Origin of the sequence: Bradyrhizobium niftali (assembly GCF_004571025.1) — a bacterium.
GTDB lineage: Bacteria > Pseudomonadota > Alphaproteobacteria > Rhizobiales > Xanthobacteraceae > Bradyrhizobium > Bradyrhizobium niftali.
In genome coordinates this window covers 1-12,723 of sequence record NZ_SPQT01000024.1, presented here as the reverse complement: position 1 = coordinate 12,723, position 12,723 = coordinate 1, and the positions used below count along the sequence as shown (strand labels likewise).

Genomic DNA, 12,723 nt, shown 5'->3' with positions numbered 1-12,723 from the left:
GCGAAGGCGGATGCGGGGAGAGGTCGAATGTGTGCGAAGCGCACATTCGGGTGAGGAGGAGTCTCCGCGAATCCAACTGCTACCGTCCCTGCCGAGACTCCCCCTCACCCCAACCTTCTCCCCGCAAGCGGGGCGAGGGAGCCCACTGTCTCCGTCGCCACGGATCACGTTTCAAGATATGACGCTCTAGATATGCTCTCCTTCGTCGCTCAGCGTGTCGTGAAGGGCGTGATCGTCCTGCTCGCGATCGTCGTCCTCAATTTCTTCCTGATCCGGCTTGCGCCCGGCGATCCCGCGGTCGTGATGGCGGGCGAGGCCGGCGCCAGCGACCAGATCTTCGTCAAGCAGCTCCGGGAAAAGTTCGGCCTCGATAAACCGCTGCCCGAGCAGCTCTTCATCTACGTCAAGGGCGTCGTCACCCTCGACCTCGGCTTCTCCTTCCGCCAGCAGGCGCCGGTGTCGAAGCTGATCCTCGAACGGCTGCCGGCGACCCTGCTGCTGACGCTGACCGCCTTCGCGATCTCGCTGATGCTCGGCGTCCTGTTCGGCAGCTTCGCGGCGCGCTTTGCCGGAACCTTTCTCGACACCGGCATCACCGTGTTCGCCCTGATCTTCTACGCCATGCCGATCTTCTGGGTGGCGCTGATGGGCATCCTCCTGTTCTCGGTCACCTTCGATTGGCTGCCGAGCTTCGGCTACGAGACGGTCGGCGCCAATCTCACCGGCCTTGCCCACGCGGTCGACGTCGCCAAACACCTGATCATGCCGGCGATGACGCTCGGCCTGTTCTTCATGGCGACCTATACCCGCATGACGCGCGCCTCGATGCTGGAGGTGAAGCGCCTCGACTTCGTCAAGACAGCGCGCGCCAAGGGCCTCTCCGACGCCGTGATCCAGCGCCGCCACGTGCTGCGCAACGCGCTGCTGCCCGTCGTGACGCTGGCCGGCGTGCATTCCGGCACGCTGATCGGCGGCGCCGTCATCACCGAGACCGTGTTCGCCTGGCCCGGCATCGGGCGCCTGATGTACGACGCACTGCTGCAGCGGGACTACAACCTCCTGCTCGGTGTGTTCGTGATCTGCTCCGCCATGGTCCTGATCTTCAACCTCATCACCGACCTCGTCTATCGACTGGTCGATCCGCGCATCGAATTCGCCTCATGAAACAATTCTGGAAATCGATGTTGCGCAGCCCGAGCGGCGTCATCGGGCTCATCATCCTGTTGCTTGCGATCGGAATCGCGGTGTTCGGACCGATGCTGTTCCCGAACTCGCCCTGGCGCATGGTGCAGCGGCCGTTCCTGCCGCCGTTCACGCTCTCGACCGTGCCGCTCGGCACCGACGCGCTCGGCCGCGACGTGTTCGCCGGCATGATCTTTGGCGCACGCGTTTCGTTGCTCGTTGGCCTCGTCTCGACGCTGGTGGCGCTGGTCGTCGGCGTGCCGATCGGCGCCATGGCCGGCTATTTCGGCGGCAAGGTCGACGATGCCCTGATGCGCTTCACCGAATTCTTCCAGACCATTCCGAGCTTCGCGCTGGCGATCGTGCTGGTCGCGATCCTGCAGCCCTCGATCTATTCGATCGTGGCCTCGATCGCGGTGGTGAGCTGGCCGCCGGTCGCCCGCCTCGTGCGCGGCGAGGTGCTGTCGCTGCGCACGCGCGAATACGTTCAGGCCGCCGTGGTCACCGGCCAGAGCAACACCTGGATCATCCTGCGCGAGATCCTGCCCAATGCGCTGTCGCCGGTGATCGTGCTGGCCTCGCTGATGGTGGCGACCGCGATCCTCCTGGAATCCTCGCTGGCCTTCCTCGGCCTCGGCGATCCCAATCTGATCTCCTGGGGCTACATGGTCGGCGCCGGCCGAACCGTGATCCGGCAGGCCTGGTGGATCACGGTGTTTCCCGGCGTCGCCATCCTGATCTCGGTGCTCGGCTTGAACCTGATCGGTGAAGGCCTCAACGACGCGCTCAATCCGCGGCTGTCGCGGGAGGGACGCTGATGATGACCGCCCCTCCCGCCGTCTCCATCAAGAACCTGCAGATCGCTTTGCCCAAGGGCGCCGAGCGTGCCTTCGCCGTCGACGGCGTCTCGCTCGACCTCCGGCCCGGCAAGATCGTCTGCGTCGTCGGCGAATCCGGCTCCGGCAAGTCGATGTGCGCGCATGCGCTGATGGGCCTGTTGCCGGATACGGTCAACGTCACCTCCGGCGAGATCCTGTTCGAGGGCCGCGACCTGCTCAAGCTGGATGACGACGGCTGGCGCGATCTGCGCGGCCGCCGCCTCGCGATGATCTTCCAGGAGCCGATGACCGCGCTCAATCCATTGATGCGGATCGGCGACCAGATGGCGGAGATGTTCGAGGCCCACGGCCTGCTCACGCCCAGGGAGCGGCGCGCAAGAGCGCTGGCGCTGGCACGCGAGGTCGGCCTGCCCGACCCCGAGCGCATCGTCCGCGCCTATCCGCACCAGCTCTCCGGCGGCCAGCGCCAGCGCGCCATGATCGCGATGGCGCTCGCGCTCGAGCCCGCGGTGCTGGTGGCGGACGAGCCGACCACCGCGCTCGACGTCACCACGCAGGCGCAGATCCTGAAGCTGATCCGCAACCTCCAGCGCAACCGCAACATGGCGGTGATGTTCATCACCCATGATTTCGGCGTGGTCGCCGATATCGCCGACCAGGTCGTGGTGCTCCGGCACGGCAAGGTGGTCGAGGAAGGCCCCGCCGCCAGCGTCTTCGACGAGCCGCAGCACGACTACACCAAGGCGCTGCTCGCCGCCGTGCCTTCGATGGATCCGCCGGTGCGCGAGCCGCTCGACGACCAGGCCAGGGCCGTCGAGGTGATCGGGCTGGACAAGACCTACGTCACATCAGGGGGCTGGTTTCGCGAGGACCGCCGCGTCGATGCCGCGCGCGAGGTCAACTTCAACATCCTCAAGGGCGAGACGCTCGGCCTCGTCGGCGAATCCGGCTCCGGCAAGTCGTCGGTGGCACGCCTCGTGATGCGGCTGATCGAAGCCGACCGCGGCACGGTGCGGATCGGCGAGACCGATCTCACGCAGCTTTCGGGCAAGGCGCTGCGCACTGAGCGCCATCGCATCCAGATGATCTTCCAGGATCCGTTCGCCTCGCTCAATCCGCGCCGCAAGATCGGCCACATCATCGCCGACGGCCCGATCGCAGCCGGCATCGATCCGAAGGTCGCCTTCGAGCGCGCCCGCGATCTCCTGAAGATGGTGGGCCTGGATGCCGGCGCGCTCGAACGCTATCCGCATGAATTCTCCGGCGGCCAGCGCCAGCGCATCGGCATTGCGCGCGCGCTCGCGCTCGAGCCCGAGATCATCGTTGCCGACGAAGCCGTCTCCGCGCTCGACGTCTCGGTGCAGGCGCAAGTCTTGCGGCTGCTCGAAGACCTCAAGGCGCGCCTCGGCCTCTCGATGCTGTTCATCACCCACGATCTGCGCGTCGCCGCCCAGATCTGCGACCGCATCGCGGTGATGCAGCGCGGGGCCATCGTCGAGCTGAAGCCGACAGCGCAGCTGTTCGCCGCGCCCGAGCACGCCTATACGCGCGAACTGCTCGCGGCAGTGCCGGGGCGGAAGGAACGCGCGCCGGCGGCGTGAGGCGAGCGGTATCCGGTTCGGCCCCAGACGATTGGACCGAATCGAACCGCATCTGTCGTAACGGCGCTGTCACGCGCTTTTTATTCCTCGTGACCGCCTACACAGCTTCAAAGCGCCGGGCCGCACCCCACATCGGTTTGGAATGATTTCCATCATCTGATGATGGTTGCCAAACTCTTCGGAGCCAAACATGGGCCAGGTTATTCAATTTGTCTCGAGATCCGAGCGCGAACGATTGCGCCTCATCCAGGAGGCACGCGCGATCTATGACAGCATCTTCCCGCCCGCTGATCCGGTCAGCGAGCGGCACGACACGACCACGATCGGGCGCGCCGTCGGCGGCAACGTGGAAAGTCTGTCGTGATCAAGATCATCGCCGTGCTCTGCAGCCTCTCCTCTCCCGCCAATTGTCACGAGCAGATCGTCACCACGTCGGACTTCGCCGACGTCTCGATGCAGTCCTGCATGATGGGCGCGCCGCAGCTTGCCGAATGGATGAACCAGCATCCGGCCGAGCGCCTGGCGGGATGGCGCTGCGTGATCGGGCAACAGGGTGGCCGGGGCGCCTGAGGTGCGCTGATCGGACCTCCCCGATCCCGCTGGGCCGTGACGACGACGCACCGGCGAGCTAGGATGGCCCATAGCCGCCTGGCAAAAGGGGGAGCCGGATGGAGGTCGCCAGCCTCGTTCTTCCCGTGTTCGCGATCATCGTCACCGGCTGGCTGGCCGGCGCGCTCGGCTATCTCTCGCGCACGCTCGCCGACGCGCTGGTGCACTTTGCCTACAACGTGGCGATGCCGGCGCTGCTGATTGTCACGATCGCCCAGGAGCCGGCGCGCAACCTGCTGGAATGGCGCTTCCTGCTCGCGTTTGGCGGCGGCTCGCTGCTCTGCTTCGCGCTCGTCTTCGCGGCCGTCCGCGCCGGCGGAAAGCATGATCTCGCCAGCAGCACCATCCATGGCATGGCCGCAGCCATGACCAACACCGGCTTCGTGGCGCTTCCGATCCTGCACGCGATCTACGGCCAGCCCGCCGTCCTGCCCGCCGCCGTGGCGACGGTGTTCGTGGCCGCCGTGATGTTTCCGATCACGGTCATCCTGCTGGAAAAGGAGGCGCGCGGACCCGCGCACTCCGCTGGCCTCGCGAAACAGATCCTGCTCAATCCGATGGTGCTGTCGACGCTCATTGGGCTCGCATGGGCGATCACGGGCCTGCCGATTCCGCCGCCCGTTGCGGCCTACCTCAACATGATCGCGGCTGCGCTCACGCCCTGCGCGCTATTTGCCATCGGGCTCGGCCTGTCGGTCGAAGGCTTGCGATCGAATCTGAAGGCATCGTTCGCGCTCTCGGCCGTGAAGCTGGTGGTGATGCCGCTGATCGTCTACGGGCTTTGCGTGATCACCGGCCTCGATCCGCTCTACACCGCTGCCGCCGTCGTGTGCGCGGCCGTGCCGACGGCGAAAACCGTGTACGTTCTCGCCCACGAGCACAAGGTCGAGGAGAAACTGGTTGCGGCCACCGTCTCGGTCACGACAATGTTGTCGGTCGCGACCTTGCTGGTCGCGCTCGCCCTGCTCTCCGGCCTCGCGGCCGGCACGCGCTGACCGGCATCGGCGCGCGCCTCTATCGCGTGGTGTTGCTCCAGGTCGGAACCGAATTGGTCACGCCGACCGACGGCCAGTTGTACGTTCCGATCGACGGCGCCGTGACCGTGCCGACCGTCTGTCCGGACGATCCGTAAGCGGGACTGCCCTGCGTCGCCGGCAATCCGGCGCCGCCATAGGCCGGGGCCACCACACCGGCGCTGTAATGTCTGCTCGACCGGTGCTTCTTCGCCTCAGCCGCGAAGGGCGCGGCAAGCAATCCAGTCGTGATGAGCGCGGCAATGGCGAGTTTGACGATTGTCATGGCTGATCCCTTCGTCGCTCGGGCCCCCTTGTACCATTTGTTCATTCGTCGCAGGATTTCCATGGGCACTCCGTTCATAACTCCGTGCGCACACGAAGGTGCCGGAGCGCGGGGGGGCGCGCCCTCGCCGCCTTCGGATGGACCCGAATCAGCGCTAGTGCATTGCCTTCAGCAACTCCCCTGAACGCGATTGACATGACTGGCCCAGAACTGAAGCAACTCCGCGCCGACCTCTCCGATGCCCTCGAGCGCAAGCTCACCGCGGCCGACATGGCCAGGCTATGCGGATTGCCGGAGAAGGGCGGCGCCGACACCATCCGGCGCTGGGAAGTCAGCGGCCCGACGCCGTCGGCGACGAAGGTGCTGCGCGTGCTCGCGATGGCGAGCGAGCGCTATCCGATCCTGGAGAAGTTCGACATCTTCGATCGTCACGACGTGCGCGAGGAAGACCGGCCGGCAAAGCGCGCGGCGTTCCGCGAACAGATGCGCGATGAGGCGCGGCGGCGACTTGGTTAACAAGGGCCGCACGCAGGTTACCGGGAAGACGCGAAGTTAAGCCTTCCTTCAGCATTTCTTAAGTCGCCATTAAGCACGAAAATCAATTGCAGCCCAATAAGTTAGGTTGGCTCACGCTGTGCCACGGATGTGACAGCATTTTCGTCAAAAGCTAGCTATCTGCAAAACCAACGACGGCGCGGAATGCACGCCTGCCGGGGACCTAAAGTGTTGGAGTTTGGACTATGAAGAAGATTCTGTTTGCGACCGTTGCGCTGCTCGTGGTGGGCGCCGCTGCGCCGGCCGTCGGCGCCGATCTCGGCAACCGCAACTACTACAAGGCGCCCGCGCCGGCCTATGCCGCGCCGATCTACAACTGGACCGGATTCTATCTCGGCGCCCATGTCGGCGGCGCGTTCTCCAGCGACAACAATTTCAGCGGCCTCTCCACCGGCAACAACGGCAACGGCCGTTTCCTCGGCGGCGTGCAGGTCGGTGCGGACTGGCAGTTCAACCCGAACTTCGTGGTCGGCGTCGAGGGCCAGTATTCCTGGCTCTCCGGCAGCGTCGGTGCGGTATTCCCGGGCGGCGTCGCCTACACCAACGACCAGCGCGGCCTCGGCTCGATCACCGGCCGCGTCGGCTACACCTGGGGTCCGGGCCTCCTCTACGTGAAGGGCGGCTACGCCTATTCGGACAACAACGAGAAGGTCACGGTCGGCGGCGTCCCGACCGGCTTTATCATCGATGGCGATCATCGCAACGGCTACACCGTCGGCGCCGGTCTCGAGTACATGTTCGCGCCGAACTGGTCGGCCAAGGCCGAGTACCAGTACTACAATTTCGGCGACGCGCACTTCACCGCGGGCCCGCTCGCGGGCACCGGCAACTTCACCACCGACGACCACACCATCAAGGCTGGCGTCAATTATCGCCTCAACTGGGCCAACTCGGCGGTCGCGCGCTACTGATCGGTTAGAAAACCTTATCCTGAGGAAGGGCCGGCCATGTTGCCGGCCCTTCTTTTTTTCGCTCTGCGGAACCAGCGCAAGCAATTGCACCAATTGCGATTTTTTAACCGGCCCGACCGATACTGCCCGCCACAAAACAGAAGCAAGCGCGTGGGGGAAGTTCGATGGCGATCCGTCTGGGCCTGGGCCGTGGCAGTTTCCTTGGCCGATTGAGGCCACGTTTCAAGATGCCGACATGGGGCGTGCGCGGCAGCTTGTTCGCGGCCTTCGCGGTGATCGCGGGCATGGGCCTCGTGATCTCGGCCGGCGCCGGCCTGGTGCTGCAGAATCTCGGCGGACGCATGACTGAACTGAGCGGGCGGGACATTCCGCGCCTTGCCGCCAGCCTGCAATTGTCGGCACTGAGCGCGAGCCTTGCGGCACAGGGACCTGCCCTGCTTGCGGCTCAAAGCGAGGACGCCCTGAACGAGCGCACCAAGAAGCTCAGGGAATTTCAGGAGCAGACGCAGCAGAAGCTCAACGAGATCATCGAGCTCGGCGGCGACAAGGCCGTTGTCTCCGGACTCAGCGAGACGATGAAGAGCATCAACGAGGCGGCCCAAAGCCTGGCCAAGGCCGCCCGCGAACGGCTGGACATCGCGGCCCTCCATGACAAGCAGTATGACGCGCTGCGCAGCGCGCAGGGCGCGTTCGTCGGCGCGGCCAGCCCGGCGATGCTGGACGCGCAGACCCGGGTCAACGCCATTCTTGGCTCGGCCAATATGTCCGCCGAAGATGCCACCGAAGCCGCGCAGACCGTCGGCCAGCTCGGCAACGTCGTCGCCAGCGGCAATCTCGCAGCCGCCGACATGAGCGCGGCGCTGTCGGCGAACACGAGCGACAAGCTCGACGACATCCAGAAGGAATTCAAGACGGCGCAAGGACGCCTGCGGTCCAACCTCGACCTGTTGCCGGACAATCAGGGCAACAAGATGCTGCGCGAGACGGCGGAAAAGCTGCTGGCGCTCGGTACCGGCAAGACCGGCGTGTTCAATCTGCGCGAGAAGGAGCTCGACTCCGTCGACTACGGCCAGACCATCCTGGACGAGACGCGCAAGCTCAATGTCGGCCTCGGCATCAGCGTGCAGCAGCTCGTCGACGGCGTGCAGAAGGAGACCAACGCGTCGACCTTCCAGGCGCGGCAGGAGATCTCGCTTGCGACGACCGCAATGCTGGCGCTGGGCGCGCTGACGCTGGTCGGCTCGGCCCTGTTCGTCTGGCTCTATGTCGGCCGCAACATCCTGCGCCGGATCACCGGCCTCCAGCGCGCCATGCAGTCACTCTCGGCCGGCGATCTCGACACCGAGATCGCCCGCGCGAAGCATAGTGACGAGATCGGCGCGATGACCGACACGCTGACCGTGTTCCGCGATAGCATGGTCGAGGCCCGCGCGCTCGCCAGCGAGCAGGACAAGGATCGCGTCGCCAAGGCCGAGCGTGCCGCACGCATGGAAGCGAAGATCGCCGAATTCGAAAGCACGGTGCGCGCCGCGCTGGACAATCTCGCGCAGTCCGCCAATTCGATGCAATCGACCGCGCAGAGCATGTCGAACACCGCTGACCAGTCCAACGCGCTGGTCAACGCAGTCGCCTCCGCCGCGGAGGAGACCTCGGTCAACGTGCAGACGGTATCGGCCGGCACCGAGCAGCTGTCCTCGTCGATCGCCGAAATCAGCCGCCAGGTGGTCACCTCGGCCGGGATCGCCAAGAAGGCGGTGGACGAAGCCGGCGCCACCGACGCCACGGTGCAAAGCCTCGCCGACAGTGCGAGCCGCATCAGCGTCGTGGTCGATTTGATCCAGACCATCGCCTCGCAGACCAATCTGCTCGCGCTCAACGCCACCATCGAGGCGGCCCGCGCGGGCGAGGCCGGCCGCGGCTTCGCGGTGGTCGCCTCCGAGGTGAAGAGCCTCGCGAGCCAGACCGCGAAGGCGACCGAGGAGATCCGCACCCAGATCGCCAGCATGCAGAACGTGACGACCTCGGCGGTCGGAGCCATCCAGGGCATCGGCCGGATCATCGGCGAGATCAACGACGTCACCACGACGATCGCGGCTGCCGTCGAGGAACAGGGCGCGGCCACCCGCGAGATCGCGCGCAACATCCAGCATGCCGCCGGCGGCACCAGCGAGGTCTCCAGCAATATCATCGGCGTCTCCACCGCCTCTGCCGAAGCCGGCGCTGCGGCGAGCGAAGTGCTGGGCGCCTCCGACGCACTGCGCCGCGAGGCCGACCTGCTGCGCGGAGAGATCGACGCGTTCCTCAACAACATGCGGGCGGCCTGATTATCATTCCGGGGCGGCGCTTGGCGCCGAACCCGGCATCTCGCGCAACGACCTCCAGATTCCGGGTTCGCGCTCACGCGCGCCCCGGAATGACCGGCATTTTTGGGCTGCGCTCCATCCGGGTCACGGAAAAATCCGGCCCGGAATGACCGCTATGCGAGCCGAACTCGCGTCCTTTTTCGGCTGGCGCGGCGCGCCCGCCGGGTTTAAGTCGGTAGCATGAACGCAAAGACCGACACCGTGCAGTCCTCCGGCGAGGCCCTGCGCTACCCCTGGGACCAGCATCCCGGCCCTGACGAGGTCGTGGAGGTGAAGCCCGGCGTGCTGTGGGCGCGGCTGAAGCTGCCGTTCCGCCTCAACCATGTGAACATCTATCTGCTCGCCGACGGCGACGGCTACGCCATGGTGGATGCCGGCTTCGGTAACGAGGAGACGATCGAGGCCTGGACGAAACTGTTCGACGGCCCGCTCAAGGGCGTCAACATCACCCGCCTGATCGTCACCCATTCGCACCCCGATCATGTCGGTCTCGCCGGGTGGATCGTCGAACGGTTCAACTGCCCGCTGGTGATGTCGCAGGTCGAATATCTGCAATCGGTCTATCACCAGAACCGCGGCACCACGGAGCGGCAGGAGGCGCAGCGGCTGTTCTTCCGCCGCCACGGCATGGACGAGTCGCTCACCGAAAAGCTGCTCGGCCGCGGCCAGGACTATCTCAAGCGCGTCTCGGTGCTGCCGCCGTCCTACCGCCGCATCTCGCATGGCGACGACGTCGTGATCGGCACGCGCCGCTTCAAGGTGATCACTGGCGGCGGCCACGCGCTCGACCAGGTGATGCTGTATTGCGCCGACGACAAGCTGTTCCTTTCCGCCGACCAGGTGCTGAGCAGGATCTCGCCCAATGTCAGCGTGTGGGCGGTCGAGCCCGACCAGAACTCGCTCGGCGAATATCTCGCCTCCCTCGCCAGCCTCACCACGACGCTCCCCTATGACGTGCTGGTGCTGCCCGGCCACGGCGTGCCGTTCTATGGGCTCAAGACCCGCATCAAGCAGCTCGCCGATCACCACGAGGAGCGCTGCCGCCTGATCGCGGAAGCCTGCCGCGAGGTGCCGCAGACCTCGCGCGCCTTGGTGCCCGTGGTGTTCAACAAGCACGTGCTGGACGAACACCAGATGGGCTTCGCCGCCGGCGAGCTCGTCGCCCACGTCAACTACATGATCGTCGAGGGCCGGCTGACGGCGGAGACCAAGGACGGCGTGCTCCAGTTCAGGACGACGTGAGCCACGGCGTCATGGCCGGGTTTGTCCCGGCCATCCACGTTCTTTCAAGCGAAAACGAGTTCGTGGATGCCCGGGACAAGCCCGGGCATGACGAGTGCGCGGCAACAGCTCACTTCATGTTCGCGATCGCGTGCAGCGCCGCGATGTAGCCGAACGGGCCCAGCCCGCAGATCACGCCTGAGGCCACGAACGATATCTTGGAGTGCCGGTGATATTCGTCGCGGGCGTGGATGTTGGAGATGTGGACTTCCAGCACCGGGCCTTCGAACGTCTTGATCGCGTCCATGATCGAGACCGAGGTGAAGGAGAGGCCAGCCGGATTGATGACGATGGCATCGGCGTCCTGCCGCGCCGACTGGATCAGGTCGACCAGCACGCCCTCATGGTTGGACTGGTGGAAAGCGAGCTTGAGCCCGAGTTTCGCGGCGGCTTCCTCGCAGCCCGCGTTGACCTCTGCGAGAGTCGTGGTGCCATAGATGTGCGGCTCGCGGATGCCGAGCATGTTGAGGTTGGGACCGTTGAGGATCATCACGCGCTTCATGGGAGCGTCCTTTCGAATGGAAATCTGCTGAATTGTCTTGCCGAGCCCAAGGCAGGCCGAGGCTGCCGTGTCGGCCCCTCGCGGCACTTACCGCAAAGCAGCATTACACGAGCCCGTGAACTCGTTGATCGGGATCAAGTCGTTCCCTGGCCGATAGGGCATTTTGCCCAAATGCCCTCTAGGGCCAAATGTGGGATAGCGCATAGACATTGGAGCTGGAAAAGCTCTAAGAAGATGCGGCCCCTTGGTCAGGTTCCGTTGCAGGTTTTGCCGATGGATTACAGCCAGTTCTTCAATTCTGCCCTCGATCGTCTCCACACTGAACGGCGCTATCGCGTGTTCGCCGATCTGGAGCGGATGGCGGGCCGGTTCCCGCACGCGATCTGGCACTCGCCCAAGGGCAAGCGCGACGTCGTGATCTGGTGCTCCAACGACTATCTCGGCATGGGCCAGCACCCGAAGGTGGTCGGTGCCATGGTCGAGACCGCGACGCGCGTCGGCACCGGCGCAGGCGGCACCCGCAACATCGCCGGCACGCATCATCCGCTGGTGCAGCTCGAGGCCGAGCTTGCCGACCTCCACGGCAAGGAAGCGGCGCTGCTGTTCACCTCGGGCTACGTCTCGAACCAGACCGGCATCGCGACGATCGCAAAGCTCATTCCGAACTGCCTGATCCTGTCGGACGAGCTCAACCACAATTCGATGATCGAGGGCATCCGCCAGTCCGGCTGCGAACGCGTCGTGTTCCGCCACAACGACCTCGCCGATCTCGAAGCGCTGTTGAAGGCGGCGGGTCCGAACCGGCCGAAGCTGATCGCCTGCGAGAGCCTCTATTCCATGGACGGCGACGTCGCCCCGCTCGCCAAGATCTGCGATCTCGCCGAGAAATATAATGCGATGACCTATGTCGACGAGGTCCACGCGGTCGGCATGTACGGCCCGCGCGGCGGCGGCATCGCCGAGCGTGACGGCGTCATGCACCGCATCGACATTCTGGAAGGCACGCTCGCGAAAGCGTTCGGCTGCCTCGGCGGCTACATCGCCGCCAACGGCCAGATCATCGATGCCGTGCGCTCCTATGCGCCGGGCTTCATCTTCACCACCGCGCTGCCGCCGGCGATCTGCTCGGCCGCGACCGCCGCGATCAAGCATCTCAAGACCTCGAACTGGGAGCGCGAGCGCCACCAGGACCGCGCCGCCCGCGTCAAGGCGATCCTCAACGCCGCCGGCCTCCCGGTGATGTCGAGCGACACCCACATCGTGCCGCTGTTCATCGGCGATGCCGAGAAGTGCAAGCAGGCCTCCGACCTCCTGCTGGAAGAGCACGGCATCTACATCCAGCCGATCAACTATCCGACCGTCGCCAAGGGCACCGAGCGCCTGCGCATCACGCCCTCGCCCTATCACGACGACGGCCTGATCGATCAGCTCGCCGAAGCGCTGCTGCAAGTATGGGACCGCCTCGGCCTGCCGCTCCGCGAAAAGTCGCTGGCGGCGGAGTAGGCCTCTTCGCCTCTCCATCCAACACACACCGTCCCCGGGGCACCCCCCTCCCCAACCCTCCCCCGCAAGGGGGGAGGG

The 12,723-nt window shown here is 65.5% G+C and carries 13 protein-coding genes; 11 read left to right on the top strand and 2 right to left on the bottom strand.

The genetic code is table 11. The annotated features are described in order from the left end of the window. Nucleotides 1-192: 192 nt before the first annotated feature. The 6 genes from E4K65_RS32575 (at nt 193) to E4K65_RS32555 (ending at nt 5,226) form a co-directional block, all read left to right on the top strand. Nucleotides 193-1,164: an ABC transporter permease gene (locus E4K65_RS32575; protein ID WP_011084029.1), complete on the top strand. Its 972-nt coding sequence runs from the start codon at nt 193-195 to the stop codon at nt 1,162-1,164. Beyond that, nucleotides 1,161-2,000: an ABC transporter permease gene (locus E4K65_RS32570; protein ID WP_025575214.1), complete on the top strand. Its 840-nt coding sequence runs from the start codon at nt 1,161-1,163 to the stop codon at nt 1,998-2,000. The genes E4K65_RS32575 and E4K65_RS32570 overlap by 4 nt, the downstream gene beginning before the upstream one ends. Before the next feature lie 2 nt (nt 2,001-2,002). Next, entirely contained in the window at nt 2,003-3,622 is a 1,620-nt protein-coding gene (locus E4K65_RS32565) for an ABC transporter ATP-binding protein (RefSeq protein ID WP_025575212.1), read from the top strand. A 190-nt stretch (nt 3,623-3,812) separates the two neighbouring features. Continuing rightward, a complete protein-coding gene (locus E4K65_RS47725) occupies nt 3,813-3,986 on the top strand; it encodes a hypothetical protein (RefSeq protein WP_167771330.1) in 174 nt (57 codons plus the stop codon). Next, nucleotides 3,983-4,192, top strand: a complete 210-nt coding sequence (locus E4K65_RS32560; protein WP_011084026.1) for a hypothetical protein — start codon at nt 3,983-3,985, stop codon at nt 4,190-4,192. The genes E4K65_RS47725 and E4K65_RS32560 overlap by 4 nt, the downstream gene beginning before the upstream one ends. Before the next feature lie 98 nt (nt 4,193-4,290). Continuing rightward, on the top strand, nt 4,291-5,226 hold the full coding sequence (locus E4K65_RS32555; RefSeq protein ID WP_135177617.1) for an AEC family transporter: 936 nt from the start codon (nt 4,291-4,293) through the stop codon (nt 5,224-5,226). A 19-nt stretch (nt 5,227-5,245) separates the two neighbouring features. On the opposite strand, the gene E4K65_RS32550 is transcribed toward E4K65_RS32555, so the two are convergent. After that, nucleotides 5,246-5,530, bottom strand: a complete 285-nt coding sequence (locus E4K65_RS32550) for a hypothetical protein (protein ID WP_025575207.1) — start codon at nt 5,528-5,530, stop codon at nt 5,246-5,248. 195 nt (nt 5,531-5,725) lie between these two features. On the opposite strand from E4K65_RS32550, the gene E4K65_RS32545 reads away from it, so the two are divergent. The 4 genes from E4K65_RS32545 to E4K65_RS32530 all read left to right on the top strand — a co-directional run bounded on the left by E4K65_RS32545 (nt 5,726) and on the right by E4K65_RS32530 (nt 10,601). Then, the gene (locus E4K65_RS32545) at nt 5,726-6,046 is read left to right on the top strand and encodes a hypothetical protein (protein ID WP_025575206.1); all 321 of its coding nucleotides are present in this window, start codon (nt 5,726-5,728) and stop codon (nt 6,044-6,046) included. Between the two features lie 224 nt (nt 6,047-6,270). Beyond that, nucleotides 6,271-6,996, top strand: a complete 726-nt coding sequence (locus E4K65_RS32540) for an outer membrane protein (RefSeq protein ID WP_135177616.1) — start codon at nt 6,271-6,273, stop codon at nt 6,994-6,996. A 164-nt stretch (nt 6,997-7,160) separates the two neighbouring features. Further along, the gene (locus E4K65_RS32535; RefSeq protein WP_135177615.1) at nt 7,161-9,320 is read left to right on the top strand and encodes a methyl-accepting chemotaxis protein; all 2,160 of its coding nucleotides are present in this window, start codon (nt 7,161-7,163) and stop codon (nt 9,318-9,320) included. Nucleotides 9,321-9,539: 219 nt separating this feature from the next. Next, nucleotides 9,540-10,601: an MBL fold metallo-hydrolase gene (locus tag E4K65_RS32530; protein ID WP_135177614.1), complete on the top strand. Its 1,062-nt coding sequence runs from the start codon at nt 9,540-9,542 to the stop codon at nt 10,599-10,601. A 109-nt stretch (nt 10,602-10,710) separates the two neighbouring features. Here E4K65_RS32530 and aroQ read toward each other — a convergent pair whose 3' ends face one another. After that, complete coding sequence (gene aroQ / locus E4K65_RS32525) at nt 10,711-11,142, bottom strand: type II 3-dehydroquinate dehydratase (protein WP_135177613.1); 432 nt, start codon at nt 11,140-11,142, stop codon at nt 10,711-10,713. A 273-nt stretch (nt 11,143-11,415) separates the two neighbouring features. Between aroQ and hemA the strand changes: the two genes are divergently transcribed. After that, the gene (gene hemA, locus E4K65_RS32520) at nt 11,416-12,645 is read left to right on the top strand and encodes a 5-aminolevulinate synthase (RefSeq protein ID WP_135177612.1); all 1,230 of its coding nucleotides are present in this window, start codon (nt 11,416-11,418) and stop codon (nt 12,643-12,645) included. Nucleotides 12,646-12,723: the final 78 nt, after the last annotated feature.

Coding starts and splice junctions, on each gene's coding strand:
- E4K65_RS32575 (WP_011084029.1), top strand. CDS start 193: ATGCTCTCCTTCGTCGCTCAGCGTGTCGTGAAGGGCGTGATCGTCCTG.
- E4K65_RS32570 (WP_025575214.1), top strand. CDS start 1,161: ATGAAACAATTCTGGAAATCGATGTTGCGCAGCCCGAGCGGCGTCATC.
- E4K65_RS32565 (WP_025575212.1), top strand. CDS start 2,003: ATGACCGCCCCTCCCGCCGTCTCCATCAAGAACCTGCAGATCGCTTTG.
- E4K65_RS47725 (WP_167771330.1), top strand. CDS start 3,813: ATGGGCCAGGTTATTCAATTTGTCTCGAGATCCGAGCGCGAACGATTG.
- E4K65_RS32555 (WP_135177617.1), top strand. CDS start 4,291: ATGGAGGTCGCCAGCCTCGTTCTTCCCGTGTTCGCGATCATCGTCACC.
- E4K65_RS32550 (WP_025575207.1), bottom strand. CDS start 5,530: ATGACAATCGTCAAACTCGCCATTGCCGCGCTCATCACGACTGGATTG.
- E4K65_RS32545 (WP_025575206.1), top strand. CDS start 5,726: ATGACTGGCCCAGAACTGAAGCAACTCCGCGCCGACCTCTCCGATGCC.
- E4K65_RS32540 (WP_135177616.1), top strand. CDS start 6,271: ATGAAGAAGATTCTGTTTGCGACCGTTGCGCTGCTCGTGGTGGGCGCC.
- E4K65_RS32535 (WP_135177615.1), top strand. CDS start 7,161: ATGGCGATCCGTCTGGGCCTGGGCCGTGGCAGTTTCCTTGGCCGATTG.
- E4K65_RS32530 (WP_135177614.1), top strand. CDS start 9,540: ATGAACGCAAAGACCGACACCGTGCAGTCCTCCGGCGAGGCCCTGCGC.
- aroQ (WP_135177613.1), bottom strand. CDS start 11,142: ATGAAGCGCGTGATGATCCTCAACGGTCCCAACCTCAACATGCTCGGC.
- hemA (WP_135177612.1), top strand. CDS start 11,416: ATGGATTACAGCCAGTTCTTCAATTCTGCCCTCGATCGTCTCCACACT.